The sequence below is a fragment of the Cytobacillus citreus genome, assembly GCF_018343665.1.
Classification (GTDB): Bacteria; Bacillota; Bacilli; order Bacillales; family Cytobacillaceae; genus Cytobacillus; species Cytobacillus citreus.
In genome coordinates, this window is the sequence record NZ_JAGYPM010000001.1 from 371,515 (window position 1) to 388,122 (window position 16,608).

A 16,608-nucleotide genomic window follows, 5' to 3' on the forward strand; every position below is an offset into this window, starting at 1 on the left:
CAAAGAATTATTAATCATGCAATTGCCACATTTTCTTATATGTGAAGACTTGCATCAGCAAATGGCCTCTAATATAGTAAGAGTGTATTGAAATAATTGGGATTATAAGAAAATATCACCTATTAGTGGACGGAAGTCGAAAAAATGATTGAAGATTACTTTATACATATTTCACAGTTACATAAGCCGATTATATTTTTGAAAGGAGAATCTTGAATGAAAATAAGCAATTTTTCTATAAAAAGACCGATTTTCACTTTGGTTACTATGTTTTTAGTACTAATATTAGGGATTGTTTCTCTCCTAAATATCCCAATGAAGCTTATTCCAGATATTAATCCTCCAGTGGGGGTTATTGTCACTTCTTACCCGGGTGCAAGTCCTGAGGAAGTAGTTGAGAAAGTGACGAAGCCTTTGGAGGCAAATCTTGCCACTCTACCAGGAATAAAAACAATGACAAGCTCCTCCCAAGAAAGTGCTAATCTCATTCTTTTGGAGTTTTCTTGGACGACGGACATTGACGAAATTCAAAACGAAGTAATCCAGCGGTTGGATCAAACACCAATGCCTGATGGAGTGGAAAGACCGCGTTTCTTAAAATTTGATCCATCACAATTTCCAATCATTCAATTATCACTAAGTGGAGATGAAGACAAACAAACTTTAAGACAAATTGCAGATCAGCTGAAACTGGAGCTTACAAAGGTTAACGGCGTAGCAAGTGTAAACCTTTCGGGGACAGCTATTAAAGAAGTTCGTGTTGAGCTTGATCAAGACAAACTAAAGGAATTCCAACTTAGTCAAGAGGATATCGTTAATATCATTCAAGCTCACAATGTTTCGCTGCCCGGTGATGCAATTTTAACGAATGGAAAAGAGTTGACAACAAGAATTATAAGTACCATTGATTCGGTTGATACTTTAAAAAATTTAACTGTAACAGTCAACCCAGTTAATGGGGAGAAAATTTCTCTACAGGATGTTAGTAGAGTTGAAATGGTGAATCAGGATGACCGAACCATTACAAGAACAAATCAATCACCATCTGTTTTACTAAGTGTACTTCAACAATCTGATGCAAATACAGCAGAGGTCTCAAAGGAGTTTAAGCATCAACTGGATAAACTTCTGGAAAAAGAGAAATTCAAAGATATTGAGTATGATATATTGTTTGATCAGGGTGATTATATACAGCTTGCAATCGGGAATATTTCTAATTCCTTAATCCTTGGCGGTCTTTTTGCCATGGTTATTCTGTTTTTCTTCCTAAGAAATGTGAAAAGTCCGCTAATTATTGGAATTTCAATTCCGTATTCTGTCATTTTTACGTTTGTACTAATGTACTTTTCTGATTTTACTCTTAATATCATGACTTTGGGCGGCCTTGCTCTCGGGATTGGAATGCTTGTTGATAATGCAATTGTTGTGATTGAAAATATAAATCGTCATTTAAATATGGGGAAGGATTCAAAAACGGCGGCTATAGACGGTACCAAGGAGGTAGGAACTGCCATAACAGCCTCAACATTAACAACAGTTGCCGTTTTCTTACCTGTTGTATTTATCACAGGTATTATTGGGGAGTTATTCACTGAATTCGCATTAACAATATCTTTTAGTTTATTTGCTTCATTAATAGTTGCTTTAACAGTTGTTCCGATGCTCGCTAGCCGCTTATTAAAGGCGCCGAAGAAAAACTTAGAAACAAAAAGACAACAATCAAGTTGGATGCTTTTACTTGAAAAATCAATAAAATGGTCATTACGTCACCGGGCTGCTGTTATTATCATCGCATTACTGCTTCTTGGGGGTGGTGCATATGGATTAACAACAGTAGGTACACAATTTCTCCCTAATACTGACGAAGGATTCTTCACACTTCGAGTTGAGCTAGAAAACGGATCTGCCTTAACTGAAACGGAAAAGGTTATTACTGCACTGGAGCAAAATCTACAAGCAGAAGAGGATATCGAGACCTATGTTAGTCTTATTGGCACAACCCAGGAAGGTTCTTTTCGAGGATCAAAAAATGCAAATATTGCAGAGATATATGTGAAAATGAAAGAGTTAGATAAAAGGGAAAGATCTACATTTGAATTTGTAGATGATGTTAAGAAGAAGCTGGAAAGAACGGCTAAAAAAACAAATCAAAGTGCAGAAATTTCCTTTAATATGCATTCTTCTTCAGGGACTTCTCCCAATACCCTTACTTTTAGTGTTAGAGATACGGATAAAGGCAGGTTGAATCAGCAAGTAGAAAAAATTTATCAGGCACTACAAAATATTGATGATGTAACGGAGTTGTCTACTGATCTAATGGATACAGTGGAAGAGATTCAAATTACTGTTGATCGGGATAAAGCATTCGATCAGGGCCTTACTCCTGCACAGATTGCTATGATCGTGAATGATGTAACACGTGGAAATCAGGCTACACAATTGGCTGATGATCAATCAAATATATATGGAGTTATTGTAGAATATGATCAAACTGTTACGCAGAACCTTGAAAAACTGAAAACATTACTAATTAAAAAACCTGATGGAAGTTATATATATCTTGATCAAGTTACAAATATTGAACAAGGTGAGGGTCCAGTAAGAATTCAACGAATTAATCAACAAAATGCTGTGCAATTTACACTGAAATATAAATCAACCACAAATTTAGGCGCTATTTCTAAAGAAGTGGACAAAAAAATTGCAGATCTAGATTTACCCGATGATACAGAAATTGTTTTTAGTGGTGACCGTGAGCTATTAGAGTCATCTATTGATGATATGATTATGGCGTTTGTATTAGCGATTATTTTCATTTATCTCGTAATGGCGGCTCAATTCGAATCTTTAAAATATCCATTAGTTATCATGATTACTGTTCCTCTAATGGTAATTGGCGTTTCAATTGCACTTACAGCAACAAGAACTCCGATAGGGATTACGGCGATTATTGGTATTATTGTCCTAGCAGGAATCGTGGTAAACAATGCAATCGTTATTGTAGACTATATCAATCAAAGGAAAGAAAATGGTCTTAAATCGTATGATGCAATTATCACATCAGTTAAAGACCGTGCTAGGCCTATTCTGATGACTGCTTTAACAACTATTCTAGGGCTTATTCCCCTTGCGCTAGGAATCGGGGAAGGATCAGAGATCAATCAGCCAATGGGAATTACAGTAATTGGAGGTTTAATCAGCAGCACATTCTTAACTTTATTTGTTATTCCGGTTGTATATAGTTTTTTCGATAAAGATACGAGAAGAATGAATAAAATGTATGCAACACCAGAGGGGCATTTGATCCCAGCCTATTTATTAGACGAACGTGTAGAAACAGTTAAAGAGGAGGATATTGAGAATCCAATGCCTCCAGCAAAAAATTCTCAAAATTTCAGCAGGAATGAAATGGCTCAAATGCTCGAAGAACTGTTGAAAATTGTTAAAGAAGACGATCAGAATAAGAATAATCACCATAATTCAGAAGAGTAGTTCATGGATATATTGAACCTAACCCCCTCTACATCTAGTGGGGGTTTTCAGATATTCTCCTTTAAATAGGTACAAAGTTTGTGTTGAATGCTGCAGGAAAATAATTGGAATATATTTGGGAATAAAAAATATTTGTACCATTCATTGTGCAAAATAGTTATATAGAAGTTTGGTTGGTGAAGAAAAAAAGCTTGTCTAACTCTATCCTTTTTTAACACAAAATCCTGTTAAGGCTTTTTGATTTAAAAAATTTGGTATTTTAATTTTAGTAATTTTTTAATGTACACCCCCAAAACCTCTGAGTTTTATCCGTACAGATGTAATGAACAAAGCGGCCGCTTGTGAAAAATAAAGAGGTGAAGAAATTGAAGTTTTTATCTAACAAAGAAATGATCAAAATCGCAAAAAGCACTTTAGCATTAGTTATTGCAGGAGGATTCACTTTTTCAACGACTATTGCATCAGCAGAAGAAAATAATCAAGAAAAATATGAATCTGTCGATTTACAAAAATTAACTCCTCCTAGTGCATCAACAGATGTATCTGCTAAAGTTGATTCTTCAAATGTGAAAGAATCATTGATACAGCAAGAAGAAAGCGATAAAGAAACACCATCTCTTGTGCCTGGAAACTTTTTATATTTTGCTAAAATTACTTTAGAAAAAATACAATTGGCTCTAACATTTGATCAAGAAAAGGAAGCGGAGCTATTAGCAAAATTTGCATCAGAGCGTTTAGCGGAAGCGGATGCCCTTTTTGCTAAAGGCAAAGAGGATGAAGCGATAAAAGTCATAGAAAAAGCCCTTGAAAATATAGAAAATGCGGATAATATCGCTGATGAAAATAAAAATCCTAAGCAAGAAAATGAAGATGGAAAGACTGAGGGGGCATCTTCAAAAGATCAGAATATTGCCAATAATGATCAATCAATAGATGAAGTCACTGTAGAAGATAAAGGGACTGAAGAAGATGCAATTGATGAGATAAACGAACTCATTTCACAAAATATTATTGCTCTTAAGGCTGCAATGGAAAAAGTGAAAAATCCAGTCGCTAAAGCCGCATTACAAAAGAATATTGATAAAAGCTATGCTAAATTAGCAAAAAAGATAGAGAAATTGGATAAAAAGTATGGAAGCAATCAAGAGCCTGAAAAGAATGAAGACAAAGAAGATATTCCATCTTTGGAGAATGAGAACTTAGATTCAACATCAACTGATATGGTCGTAGTTAATAAGGAAAAGAAGGAAACAAAAAGCGAAGTAAAAGAGGAAAATAAAGAAAAGGCTGCTCAAGTAAGAGAAGAAAATAAGAAAGCAAAAGAAGCTGTAAAGGAAGAAGCTAAACAGGCAAAAGAGTTAGAAAAAATCGAAACAAAGCAAGCAAAAGAAGCAGCGAAATTGCAGGAAAAGCAGGAACGAATTGTAGAAAAAAATAAAGAAAAACAAGTACGTGAAGAAGCGAAAAGTGAGTGGAAAGAATCAAAGAACACTGTAAAGCAGCAGAAAGAGATCCAAAAAGAGAAAAAAGCTTCTATTCAGGATGAGCAACAAGAGAATCACCAAGAAAATCATGACGAAAAAGGGAATAAAGGTAACAAATAATTTACAACTTGAAAAGTAGGAAAGAAAGACTGTCATAGTTTTCAGAGTGTAGACAAAGTATAATACCTTTTCAGGTTGATTGAAAACACTTGTCTTTCGAGGCACGAATCCTTACGAGGAGCGCGGAATTACCATGAATAGGTAATGAGCACCGCAGGAAGGTGATTAACGAAGAAAGCGAGCGTTTGTCAACAGTCTGAAAGCCTGTCATAGGCTTTCTTTGCTTAAAAAATAGCATACCCTTATAAAATCTAACTAATTATCGTATGGTATAATGTGTTGGATGAAGAGGTGAGCTAATGCTAAGTTTTTTGTTTGTTGCAAAAAAGAGAAAAAAAACACTAGAAGAAACAGTTATTTTAATACAGCAGGGTGATACAGCACTTCAAAATGACCTAATCCAATCATATAAGCCATTTATTGCTAAAACAGTCTCTTCAGTATGCAAAAGATACATACATGAATCTGACGATGAATTTAGCATTGGACTTATTGCATTTAATGAAGCTATTCAAAAATACAGTCATGATAAAGGGAGTTCATTAATTAGCTTTGCTGAAGTCATTATCAAAAGAAGGGTTATTGATTATATTCGTAAGCAGGTAAAATACCAGAACCTAAAATTAGATATTGATGTAGGTCAAGGTGAAGAAGATCAAATTGCAGCCACTATTGAAAACGAACTCTCCATTGAACAATATAATAGAAAGACAGAAGAAGAATCGCGAAGAGAAGAAATTCTTCAGTTTACTGAAATCCTCCGCCAATATGATTTATCCTTTTCAGATTTGATTGAACAATCACCTAAGCATGCAGATGCAAGAAAAAATGCGATGAACATAGCTAGAATTATTTGTGAAAATGAAGGACTTAGACAGGTTTTACTTGAAAAGAAAAGACTACCTATAAAACAGCTTGAAGAACATGTTTCGGTTAGCAGAAAGACGATAGAAAGAAATAGAAAGTACATAATTGCAATTTCCATCATATTAATTAGCGATTATGTTTATTTACAGGATTATATCAAAGGGGTGTTGGAAACGTGAAAACAGGAATTATTATGGAAGTAAATGAACGTTTTTTAACGCTATTAACCCCAGATGGTGAATTTCTACGTGCGCGAAAGCTTGATAGAGATTATCAAATTGGGCAGGAAATTGATTTTTTTCCTATCAATCAAGAGGAAGCAAAAAAGAAATCATTTTTTTCTATTTTCAATAGCTTTAAAGCAAAAACTGCTTTTGCAGCTACTTTAATATTCATGATAATGAGTGTAACATTACTCCCTTTCTTCGGTAATAATAATGTATACGCCTATATGTCAATCGATATTAACCCAAGTATTGAACTTGGTGTCAATAAAAATTTCCAAGTCATAAAAATCCATCCATATAATGAAGAAGGAAAAGAAATAGTTAATCAATTACATGATTGGAAAAAGAAAAACATCCAAGAATTAACAAATGAAATTATTCAGGAAATTAAAGCGCAAGGATATACAAAAAATAATCATGAAATCGTGATTGGGACTGCGTATGAAAAAAAGGGTCAACAAAAAGTAGAAAATCAGCAGTGGGAGAAAGAAATTGCTGAAATTAGAAATGAATTAAAAACTGAAAACCTTGAATTGAAAATTGTTAAAGGCTCAATTGAAGATAGGAATAAAGCGAAAGAAATGGGGCTTACAATGGGCCTTTATAAAGAAAAAGAAAATCAAGAAAAAGAAATGCGATTAGAACAAGATAATAAAGTCAATGAAGAAAAAGTAAAACAAAAAGTGTTAAATAATGAAGATAGTGATCAGCAGAGAGAGAACGAAATTAGTAAAAAAGAAGAACGAGTAGAGAAAGATAATAGAGAAATGCATAAGCAAGCAGAGAAGGAAATTAGAGAAAAGGAAAAGCAATTAGAAAAAGAAAATAAAGCAAGAGATAAACAAATCGAAAAAGTAATTAGGGAAAGTGAAAAGCAAACAGAGAAGGAAAATAGAGAAAGTAAAAAGCAAATAGAGAAAGAAAATAAAGAACGAGAAAAGGAAATAAAAAAAGAAAATAAAGAAAAACAAATGGAAAAAGAAAATGATGAACAGGAACAGCGTTTAGATAGAGAAGGAATAAAAAAACAAAAAGAACTTGAAAAAGAAAATAAAGAAAATGAAAAGCAAAAAATAAAGGAAGAAAAACAAAAACATCAAGATAGTGATGATTAACATAAATTGTGATTAATTCTTGATAAGAGTAAATATTCTAAAACAGTTAAGAATGAAAAAAGTGCCGCATGAGGCACTTTTTTTCATTCATTTATTATTAATACCATTCATTTGTGCTTGAGCTTGCTGAACTAATCTCTTAGTAATTTCTCCGCCTACGGAACCATTGGCACGAGAGACAGTATCAGAACCTAAATGGACACCAAACTCTTGGGCAATTTCATATTTAACTTGATCTAAATATTGCTCTATTCCAGGAACTAATAGCTTATTTCTGCTATTTGCCATTTTTTTCAACTCCAATCAAATTTATTAACAGAGGATATTTTTCTCTGTAAATGTAGTATGATTAAAAATGGCATTTTAATAAGTGAAATATTTTTCCTTAAGCAGTATAGTTTATAGATGTTTAATATTTTTTACAAATGCTTTAATGAAAAAAAGCATATATGTCTTTCATAATGTAGAGTTTTTCATTATGATAGAGGATATGAAAAAATGAAAGGAATTGTAATTCATGTGGAGAAGGGTAAGAGTCCGATTAGGTAAATTATCTCCGGCTCAAGTAATTACAAGTTATTATTTACTTGCGGTAACGGTTTCAGTTTTGCTTTTAAGTATTCCATATGTACATAAGCCAGGTGTGGAAGTTGATTTTATTGATACGGTATTTACTGCTGTAAGCGCTGTGAGTGTTACAGGTTTGACAGTAGTTGATATATCACAAACGTATAGTGTCTTTGGTTATTTTGTTATTATGGCCATATTGCAATTTGGTGGTCTTGGAATTATGGCGCTTGGCACCTTTTTTTGGATGTTATTTGGCAGGAAAATTGGTCTGAGAAGCCGCCGTCTAATTATGGCTGATCATAATCAAATCACTTTATCAGGGCTAGTTCATTTGATTAGAGAAATTATTAAAATTATGCTGCTTATTGAAATGATAGGTGCGCTCATCTTAGGTTTTCATTTTTTGAAATATTATCCAACCTGGGAAGAAGCATTTCTTCATGGATTATTTGCTTCTGTTAGTGCGACAACAAATGCGGGAATGGATATTAGAGGAGCATCCCTTGTTCCATTTGCTGGTGATTATTTTGTACAATTAATTAATATTCTATTAATAATACTTGGAGCTATTGGTTTCCCTGTCTTAATTGAAGTTAAAGAATATTTATTTAGAAAGAAAACTGAAATAGAGGGTGTCCAATTTCGCTTTTCTTTGTTTACAAAAATAACAACCATCACATATGCTGGTCTCCTTATCCTAGGGACAGTGTTAATTTTGCTTTTAGAATTTCAGCATTATTTTAAAGGAATGACATGGCATAAAAGCTTTTTCTACGCATTTTTTCAATCAGCCTCAACAAGAAGTGCTGGACTTTCAACAATGGATATTAGTGAATTTTCCATGCCAACATTATTGGTTTTGAGTATACTCATGTTTATCGGTGCCTCTCCAAGTTCTGTAGGAGGTGGTATACGTACAACAACTTTTGCTTTAAACATATTATTTATATATCACTTTGCTAAAGGAAATCGTGATATCAAAATTTTTAATAGAGAGCTTCATCAGGATGATATTTTAAAATCACTAGCCATTACACTATTGGCGATCGTGATGTGCTTTACCTCTGTAGTTCTATTATCCATTTCTGACGGTCAGCATGAGCTTATTGCCATAGTCCTCGAAGTTTGCTCTGCTTTTGGTACTACAGGCTTATCAATGGGGATCACTCCAGATCTTAGTGTTTTTGGAAAATGTATATTAATGATTTTGATGTTTATCGGCAGAATCGGGTTAACTTCCTTCTTGTTTATTATCGGAGGAAAAGAGAAGAAAGCAAATTATCATTATCCGAAAGAACGAGTGACTACAGGATAAACTTTACATTTTTATATGAATATAAAAACATGTATCAAAAAATCCGGGATCGAAGTGGCGATTCCGGATTTTTTGATTAGAATTTCTATTTAATCCAATCTCTAACTTCTGATTATTAAAAGTACGAAGTCTTAATCAGTTCCTTTACTAACATCATGTGTAGGGTGCATAAAAGGGCTTGCTTGTGGACGTATATTTTGTTCCAATAATTCTTTGTTCTCAGCTGTATTCCAGCCAATATCATTTGTTGGATGCACCCACTCATCACCTGCCATAATGGATGGATCAGTTTCATCATTCCAATTTTCCAAGGGAGAATTTTCAGAAGCATAGAAGCTGTCCCCAATTATGACACCTTGAGAGTTTTCGAAAGGTGGCTTCATTTGAATGCCTGTTCCCTTGAAGCTTGGAGCTTCAATCTGATGTGGAATGGTTTCATCTATTCCTAATTTTGTTAACTTAACTTCCTTTTTCCCTTTCAAATATATTCCTTCCTTTCTATGGGGCTTGTCAAAATATACTATTAGGTTTTACTTTAAGGATCATTTTATGAGTATTTTCAATTTGAGTTTTTAGGACGAGTATTTAATGAATAAAAAATGCTAGTGGGTAGAAAATATAAAGGAATAATTTTTTTAGGAGGATGCAAAAAATGGCTAAGAGAAAAGCCCAATTTGATGCAGCTGAAAAACATACGAAAACTCCGAAGAGGAATTTACAGGAAACAGAATTCTCGGCAGAATTTAGTCAAGGAGAAAATCCGATGAAAGGGGCTAACCGTAACTCTAAGCAGGGAAGAAAGGGGAGATCTAAATGAAAAAAAATAAAAACATGAAGGCAAATGAAACGACTAATCTCGAAATAGGTATGGAATTTGGAGACATAAATGCAAGTAAACAATACGAGGTTCCATTTATGAATGAGGAAAAAGGAAAGAAAAAGAATAAAAATAAATAAAACCGGCCTCCTCGCCGGTTTTATTTATTCATTCCATTTGTCATCTGCAGAGAATATAACTGTTTTTTCATTTGAGGGATCAAAATAGATTAGGAGGGTTGTATCCTTTTTTTCGATCTCTCCGGTGGTCAAGTATTTATCTAAATTAAATGAAAGCTTTTCAATTAATGTGTGTTTGTATAATTCCTTTTCATTAAGGTCTAGCTTCAGAAACTCAGGACCCAATCGTGCAGGATTTGTTAAGATATTCTGATATATAGAAGACCTTTGCGATTTTTCATAGCTGTAGGAGGTTTCCCACCATGGCTTTCTTGGCTTATATTTTTGCCTAGAAAGATAATCATATTTCATTAGTCCTTCAGCAATATCTATGCTGGCAATATTTTTATCTTGAAGAAATTCATAAAGGCGTTTGAATAGATCCTCTAATTGGTGGCCAATTCTTGACCAGCCTTTTTCCTCCCAAAAGCTGCCGAAATCCTGAAAGAAATCAAATGAAGATGGGAATGTTTTTGTAACAAGATATTCGATGGTAAAATCCATGCGATGATCATTCCAATATTTCTCTAGAACATCCTCAACTTGTTTAATACGGATAATATCATCAAATGAGAGTACATTATTCCCAAGCATTTCGTATGGTGAGTGGTCCATATAAATGTATTGGTGTTGTTCAGCCCGTAAGCGCAGTCCTGTTCCTCTCAAAAGCTTTAGGAAGCCAAGCTGTAGCTCTTCTGGTCTCATGGCAAATACATCATTGAATGTCTTCCTAAAGGAATGATAATCTTCTTCAGGAAGTCCAGCGATTAGATCGAGATGCTGATCGATTTTTCCTCCATTTTTCACCATTGTGACTGTTCGAGTAAGCTTTTCAAAGTTCTGTTTTCTCATTACAAGCTCATTCGTGTAATCATTTGTAGATTGAACTCCAATTTCGAATCGGAATAAACCAGCAGGGGCTTCATTATTTAGAAACTCAATAACCTCTGGCCTCATAATATCAGCTGTAATCTCAAACTGGAATACAGTACCTGGCAAATGTTCATCAATAAGAAATTGAAACATTTCCATTGCATAGCTTCTGCTAATATTAAATGTCCGGTCGACAAACTTAATCGTCTTCGCTCCATTTTGCATTAAATAGCGAATATCCTCTTTAATTTTTTCCCGATCAAAGTATCGAACGCCTACTTCAATAGATGAGAGGCAGAATTGGCAGCTAAAAGGGCAGCCGCGGCTGGTCTCGATATAAGTAACCCGCTTTGAAAGGTGAGGAATATCCTCTTCAAATCTGAAAGGAGAAGGCAGCTCACGAAGATCCAGCTTGTTGCGCTGAGGATTTATTTTTATTTGGCTATCTTCGCGAAAAGCAATGCCATGAACATTTTCAAGCTTTAATTCTCCGCTAAGCTCAGTAAGCAGTTGCTTGAATGTTTCTTCCCCTTCGCCAATAACAATAAAGTCAAAATCTTTGACCTTTTCCATCCATTCTAAAACATCGTAAGATACCTCAGGTCCTCCTACTATGATTTGGATAGCAGGGTTTATCTTTTTGATCATATTGATCACTTTAATCGTTTCTTCCATATTCCAGATATAACAGCTAAAGCCAATCACATCAGGCTTTTTTTGAATTAAATCTGTCACAATATTCATAACAGGATCTTTAATCGTATATTCGGTAAGTTCAATATCAAAATCGGGCTGAGCATAAGCTTTCAAATAACGAATCGCAATATTAGTATGAATGTATTTAGCATTCAAGGTCGAGCAAATAATCTTCATTTTTGAAACTCCTTTAAGAGTAATGAAACAACAACATATTATTATAACTTATTGTTGACCAAATAGATAGAAGAGAAACCATGCAACTCGATCCAAAATAAAGTGAAATCTTCCTTTAATTAATGATTAAGAAGAATTAGAATAAAATAAAGAATATTCAAAAAAAGCAACAAGAAGAAATTTATATAAGGAGAAGATAGCCATATGAAAGTAAGTCTATTTGCTACATGTTTAGTTGATATGTTCCAAAGTAAAGTTGGAAAAGCAACTGTGGAAGTATTAGAGCGGCTTGGATGCGAGATTGATTTTCCAGAATCTCAGGTTTGCTGTGGCCAGCCTAGCTTTAATAGCGGCTATGTAAAGGAATCAACGGAAGCGATGAAGAGAATGATTGAGGCTTTCAAAGATTCAAAGTATGTCGTTGCACCTTCAGGATCGTGCGCTTATATGTTACATGAATATCCCAAAATTTTCAAAGGAGACCCGATTTGGGAACAAAAGGCGAAGGCACTTGCAGAAAAAACATATGAATTAACACAATTTATCGTTGATGTCATGAAAGTCGAAGATGTTGGAGCACGATTAGAAGGGAGAGCTACCTTCCATACCTCCTGTCATATGACGAGATTATTAGGAGTGAAAGAGGCACCAATGAAACTATTAAGTCATGTAGAAGGACTTGAATTCACTGAACTGCCTGGTAAGCATTATTGTTGTGGGTTTGGAGGAACATTCTCTGTGAAAATGGCACAAATATCTGAGCAAATGGTAGATGAAAAGGTTCATTATGTAGAAGAAACGATGGCCGATTTCTTAATAGGTGCTGATGGAGGTTGCCTAATGAACATTGGGGGACGTATCGCTAGGAAAGAAAAAACAATTAAAGTAATGCATATTGCTGAAGTGCTAAATAGCCGTTAAGAAGGATGAAAACTAAATTTTTTCATAAAGGGGGTCAAAATGATGGCTATGAAAATAGGTAATGATCATTTTAATGAGAGAGTCGATGCTGGAATTAACAATGCCTTTATGAGAGGAGCTGTTTCTTTAGGTCAAGAAAGGCTTCAGACTAGGCGGCTTTTGGCTGCTGAGGAGCTAGGGAATTGGGAGGAATGGCGCTCACTTGGAGAAGAAATCAGGCAGCATGTTCTTGAAAACTTAGATTTCTATTTATTTCAGTTAAGTGAGAATGTGGCGAATAGAGGTGGACATGTATTTTTTGCGGAAACAGCAGAAGAAGCAAGACAATATATTCGAGATGTTATTGAAATGAAAAACGCGCACAAGATCGTGAAATCAAAGTCAATGGTTACCGAAGAAATTCATTTAAATGCCTGTCTAGAGGAAATAGGTTGTGAAGTGATAGAAACCGATTTAGGCGAATACATATTACAGCTTGATGATCATGATCCGCCTTCACATATAGTTGCCCCTGCCATTCATAAGAATAAAGAGCAAATTAGGGATATTTTCTCAAAAAAATTAAGCTATGAAAAGACAGAGAAACCAGAAGAATTAGCAGCACATGCCCGGAAGATGCTTCGGAAGGAGTTTTTGACTGCTGATGTAGGGATTACAGGCTGCAATTTTGCTGTAGCAGAGACAGGTTCAATTACACTAGTAACAAATGAAGGCAATGCAGATCTTGTAACAGCTCTCCCGAAAACGCAAATTACTGTAATGGGAATGGAAAGACTTGTTCCAACATTTGAAGAAATGGAAGTTCTTGTAAGTTTATTAACAAGGAGTGCAGTTGGTCAAAAGCTGACAAGTTATATCACGGTTTTGACTGGACCTAAGGGTGAAGAAGAAGTAGATGGTCCAGAAGATTTTCATTTAGTAATCGTAGATAATGGAAGGTCTCAAATACTTGGTGGAGAATTCCATTCTATTCTGCAATGCATTCGTTGTGCAGCTTGTGTGAATGTTTGTCCTGTATATCGTCATGTAGGCGGGCATTCTTATGGATCTATTTACTCTGGTCCGATCGGCGCCGTGTTATCTCCATTATTAGGAGGGTATGAAGATTATAAGGAGCTTCCTTATGCCTCGACATTATGTGGCGCCTGTACAGACGCATGCCCTGTGAAAATTCCATTACACGAGCTTCTTCATAAGCACCGCCAAGTAATAGTCGAGCGAGAGGGAAAAGCGCCAATCTCAGAAAAAATGGCTATGAAAGCATTTGGTCTAGGGGCAGCGTCATCATCAATATATAAAATTGGATCAAAGCTTGCACCAACTGCAATGAATCCCTTTACTGTTGGAGATAAGATATCTAAAGGGCCAGGTCCGCTAAAGGCTTGGACAGAAATTCGTGATTTTCCAGCGCCAAATAAAGAAAGATTTCGAGACTGGTTTAAAAATCGGGATAAAGGGGGAAATAAACAGTGAATGGCAAAGTTCAAAACAGAGATGTATTCCTTGATAAAATTGCTCAACGTTTAGGTAGAAATCAAGTGGCTAAAGATGTAGAAAGACCAACATGGAACTATCATCCACAGGATACAGTCTTAAAGGGTGCAAGCACAGATGAATTACTTGAGGTACTGATAAAGCAATGTAAAAGTATTCACACAAACATTTTTGTTACCAATAAAGCAGGGTTATCTGAAGTATTAAAAAATATTGTAAATGAGTTTGGCGGAGGATCGATTGTAAGAGGGAAGGACCCTCGGTTTGAAGAATACGGACTATCATCCCTTTTTAATCAAGTATGGCCGAATGAAAATATCGACATTCATGAGTGGGACTCCACTAAAGATGATGTGAATATCAAAAATGCAGAGAAGGCAAGCATAGGGATAACCATCAGTGACATTACTTTAGCCGAATCAGGAACAACAGTTCTTTTCAGCAGCAAGGATAGAGGAAGAAGCATTAATTTCTTACCTTCAGCGTCAGTCATAATTATTCCGAAAAGCTCGATTGTCCCTCGTATGACTCAGGCAGCTAGACTCCTAAGGGACAAAATAAAAAAAGGTGAGCATCTTTCCTCCTGCATAAATTTAATTACAGGTCCAAGCAACTCGGCAGATATTGAAATGAATTTAGTTGTCGGTGTACATGGGCCAGTGAAAGCTGCTTATATTGTTGTTGAGGATGTATAAAGTAATTCAAATAAAAAAGTAGATTAAGAATCTACTTGGAAAATATAGTTATGGCTAAACTATATATTGGTAATAAGGCACTTCTTGCTCAGTATCGTCAAACCATTTTGTTCCTTTATATGTAAAACCGATTTTTTCTAGTATTTTTAATGACAAAAAAAGTCATCTATGAATATAAACACTAGTACCAACCGGAACTTTAGATGATAAATCTAGAACATCTTGATTAAACATTCTAATACATCCATGTGAGACATCCTTTCCGATTGATGCTGGGTTATTTGTTCCGTGTATACCGTAATGAGGTTGTGACAATCCCATCCAAAGCACACCAAATGGTCCGCCGGGATTAGGTTGTTTATTGATGATTTTGTATGTCCCGGAAGGTGTTGGTGATAGTATTTTACCTACTGCAATGGGGTAAGTTTTTATTAGCCTATTTCCATCAAAAAGCTTTAATTGATGTTTTGAAGTAGATACGTCAATCCATCTCGCCACGAAGATCAACTCCATATTTTTGATCATTGTATGATGAATACTGGCAATTGTTAATAGAAAAAGACCCTTACTCGATGAGTAAGGGCTTTTAAGCTTCAAATGCAAATAGCTTAAGTTCTTCAGAATCATTAGGGAGTTGAATCAGTCGTTCAAACTGTAATCCCACTTTTTCAAGTAGTTTGGCTGAAGTGTGATTGTCTTGAGCGGTGATCGCCACAATGCGATTCAACCCCAACGTATCTTTTCCATATGCCATTACAGCAGAGGCTGCTTCATAGGCGTATCCTTTTCCCCAATACTTTGGTAGAAAGGCATATCCAAGATCGACATCTTCCAATGTATCCCTTTTTACTAGACCACAGATTCCAATCGGAACATGATCTTCTTTGCGCTCCACCAAATAGAAACAGAAACCGAATTGCTCATACGAGCGAACTGCTCCATTCAGTATATAAGCTTGTGCGTCTTCTAGTGTTCTCACACCGCGATCGCCTATGAATTGCAACCAAGAGGGGTCATTCAAAAGCTCTAAGATAAATGCTGCATCGTCAGTTGTTTGTAAGCGGAGGATAAGCCGCTCTGTTTCAAGAATTTTCAAAGGAAATACACCAGCCTCTCAGAATTTTATCCTAGCGAGAATTTGTGATTCTATTTTATCATATGCCTCATTTTATCTTAAACTTTAAGGATAGTGAAGTACTTTCAGGAAGGTTATCAAAGCGTCAACCTAGTCCGATGTTTATAATTGGGGAATTGAAAGTACTGTTGATAAAAAGAGCTCTTCTCGCTTGAAGAGGGGCTGTGAAAATTTAGGGTTAAATTACTACCTTATTTGTAGAAATTGATTCATAAAATACCCAATTGGGAAACTGTGTATTTTCATTTCCATACAAAACCTCTAACCCCTTTTTTAATACTATCGGGTCAGGATAATTAGAAATATGTTCTTTAATTACTTTGTATTGTGGCAAGAAAAAACCTCTTCTTTCGTTTGTTAATTATAAACAAAAAGGACAATTTTTACATTTTGTTGTGATTTTGAAACAAAATAAGAGTTATGTAAAAAAG

General features: G+C 35.1%; 16 protein-coding genes. 10 read left to right on the top strand and 6 right to left on the bottom strand.

The genetic code is table 11. The features are described from left to right. Nucleotides 1-216: 216 nt before the first annotated feature. From KHA94_RS01930 to KHA94_RS01945, 4 genes are all read left to right on the top strand, one after another. Entirely contained in the window at nt 217-3,492 is a 3,276-nt protein-coding gene (locus tag KHA94_RS01930; protein WP_213100464.1) for an efflux RND transporter permease subunit, read from the top strand. A 365-nt stretch (nt 3,493-3,857) separates the two neighbouring features. Then, nucleotides 3,858-5,096, top strand: a complete 1,239-nt coding sequence (locus KHA94_RS01935; protein ID WP_213100465.1) for a DUF5667 domain-containing protein — start codon at nt 3,858-3,860, stop codon at nt 5,094-5,096. 299 nt (nt 5,097-5,395) lie between these two features. After that, nucleotides 5,396-6,142, top strand: coding sequence for an RNA polymerase sigma factor SigI (gene sigI, locus KHA94_RS01940; protein WP_213100466.1), 747 nt, complete (start codon nt 5,396-5,398; stop codon nt 6,140-6,142). After that, nucleotides 6,139-7,305 (top strand): anti-sigma-I factor RsgI family protein, encoded by a 1,167-nt coding sequence (locus KHA94_RS01945; RefSeq protein ID WP_213100467.1) that lies wholly within the window; start codon nt 6,139-6,141, stop codon nt 7,303-7,305. The genes sigI and KHA94_RS01945 overlap by 4 nt, the downstream gene beginning before the upstream one ends. Before the next feature lie 87 nt (nt 7,306-7,392). Here KHA94_RS01945 and KHA94_RS01950 read toward each other — a convergent pair whose 3' ends face one another. Then, the gene (locus tag KHA94_RS01950) at nt 7,393-7,593 is read right to left on the bottom strand and encodes an alpha/beta-type small acid-soluble spore protein (protein ID WP_213100468.1); all 201 of its coding nucleotides are present in this window, start codon (nt 7,591-7,593) and stop codon (nt 7,393-7,395) included. A 229-nt stretch (nt 7,594-7,822) separates the two neighbouring features. On the opposite strand from KHA94_RS01950, the gene KHA94_RS01955 reads away from it, so the two are divergent. Continuing rightward, the gene (locus KHA94_RS01955; protein WP_213100469.1) at nt 7,823-9,190 is read left to right on the top strand and encodes a TrkH family potassium uptake protein; all 1,368 of its coding nucleotides are present in this window, start codon (nt 7,823-7,825) and stop codon (nt 9,188-9,190) included. Nucleotides 9,191-9,321: 131 nt separating this feature from the next. Here the strand turns inward: KHA94_RS01955 and KHA94_RS01960 are convergent, their stop codons facing one another. Next, entirely contained in the window at nt 9,322-9,678 is a 357-nt protein-coding gene (locus KHA94_RS01960; RefSeq protein ID WP_420828140.1) for a DUF3905 domain-containing protein, read from the bottom strand. Nucleotides 9,679-9,842: 164 nt separating this feature from the next. On the opposite strand from KHA94_RS01960, the gene KHA94_RS01965 reads away from it, so the two are divergent. Together KHA94_RS01965 and KHA94_RS01970 are read left to right on the top strand one after the other, a co-directional pair. Continuing rightward, nucleotides 9,843-10,007 carry a hypothetical protein gene (locus KHA94_RS01965; protein WP_213100471.1) on the top strand — a complete coding sequence of 55 codons (165 nt, stop codon included), beginning with the start codon at nt 9,843-9,845 and terminating at the stop codon, nt 10,005-10,007. After that, on the top strand, nt 10,004-10,147 hold the full coding sequence (locus KHA94_RS01970; RefSeq protein WP_213100472.1) for a hypothetical protein: 144 nt from the start codon (nt 10,004-10,006) through the stop codon (nt 10,145-10,147). Before KHA94_RS01965 ends, KHA94_RS01970 begins: the two co-directional genes overlap by 4 nt. A gap of 24 nt (nt 10,148-10,171) precedes the next feature. Here KHA94_RS01970 and KHA94_RS01975 read toward each other — a convergent pair whose 3' ends face one another. Further along, the gene (locus KHA94_RS01975) at nt 10,172-11,932 is read right to left on the bottom strand and encodes a B12-binding domain-containing radical SAM protein (RefSeq protein WP_213100473.1); all 1,761 of its coding nucleotides are present in this window, start codon (nt 11,930-11,932) and stop codon (nt 10,172-10,174) included. A 204-nt stretch (nt 11,933-12,136) separates the two neighbouring features. Between KHA94_RS01975 and KHA94_RS01980 the strand changes: the two genes are divergently transcribed. The 3 genes from KHA94_RS01980 to KHA94_RS01990 are packed head-to-tail and all read left to right on the top strand — an operon-like array spanning nt 12,137 to nt 15,042. Continuing rightward, nucleotides 12,137-12,853 (top strand): (Fe-S)-binding protein, encoded by a 717-nt coding sequence (locus tag KHA94_RS01980; RefSeq protein WP_213100474.1) that lies wholly within the window; start codon nt 12,137-12,139, stop codon nt 12,851-12,853. A 42-nt stretch (nt 12,854-12,895) separates the two neighbouring features. Beyond that, nucleotides 12,896-14,326: a LutB/LldF family L-lactate oxidation iron-sulfur protein gene (locus KHA94_RS01985; protein ID WP_213101258.1), complete on the top strand. Its 1,431-nt coding sequence runs from the start codon at nt 12,896-12,898 to the stop codon at nt 14,324-14,326. After that, nucleotides 14,323-15,042 carry a LutC/YkgG family protein gene (locus tag KHA94_RS01990; protein ID WP_213100475.1) on the top strand — a complete coding sequence of 240 codons (720 nt, stop codon included), beginning with the start codon at nt 14,323-14,325 and terminating at the stop codon, nt 15,040-15,042. Before KHA94_RS01985 ends, KHA94_RS01990 begins: the two co-directional genes overlap by 4 nt. Before the next feature lie 162 nt (nt 15,043-15,204). Here the strand turns inward: KHA94_RS01990 and KHA94_RS01995 are convergent, their stop codons facing one another. The 3 genes from KHA94_RS01995 to KHA94_RS02005 all read right to left on the bottom strand — a co-directional run bounded on the left by KHA94_RS01995 (nt 15,205) and on the right by KHA94_RS02005 (nt 16,511). Next, complete coding sequence (locus tag KHA94_RS01995) at nt 15,205-15,540, bottom strand: L,D-transpeptidase (RefSeq protein ID WP_057774044.1); 336 nt, start codon at nt 15,538-15,540, stop codon at nt 15,205-15,207. 88 nt (nt 15,541-15,628) lie between these two features. Continuing rightward, nucleotides 15,629-16,138 carry a GNAT family N-acetyltransferase gene (locus KHA94_RS02000; protein ID WP_213100476.1) on the bottom strand — a complete coding sequence of 170 codons (510 nt, stop codon included), beginning with the start codon at nt 16,136-16,138 and terminating at the stop codon, nt 15,629-15,631. Nucleotides 16,139-16,355: 217 nt separating this feature from the next. Then, complete coding sequence (locus KHA94_RS02005; protein ID WP_213100477.1) at nt 16,356-16,511, bottom strand: hypothetical protein; 156 nt, start codon at nt 16,509-16,511, stop codon at nt 16,356-16,358. Between the last annotated feature and the right edge of the window lie 97 nt (nt 16,512-16,608).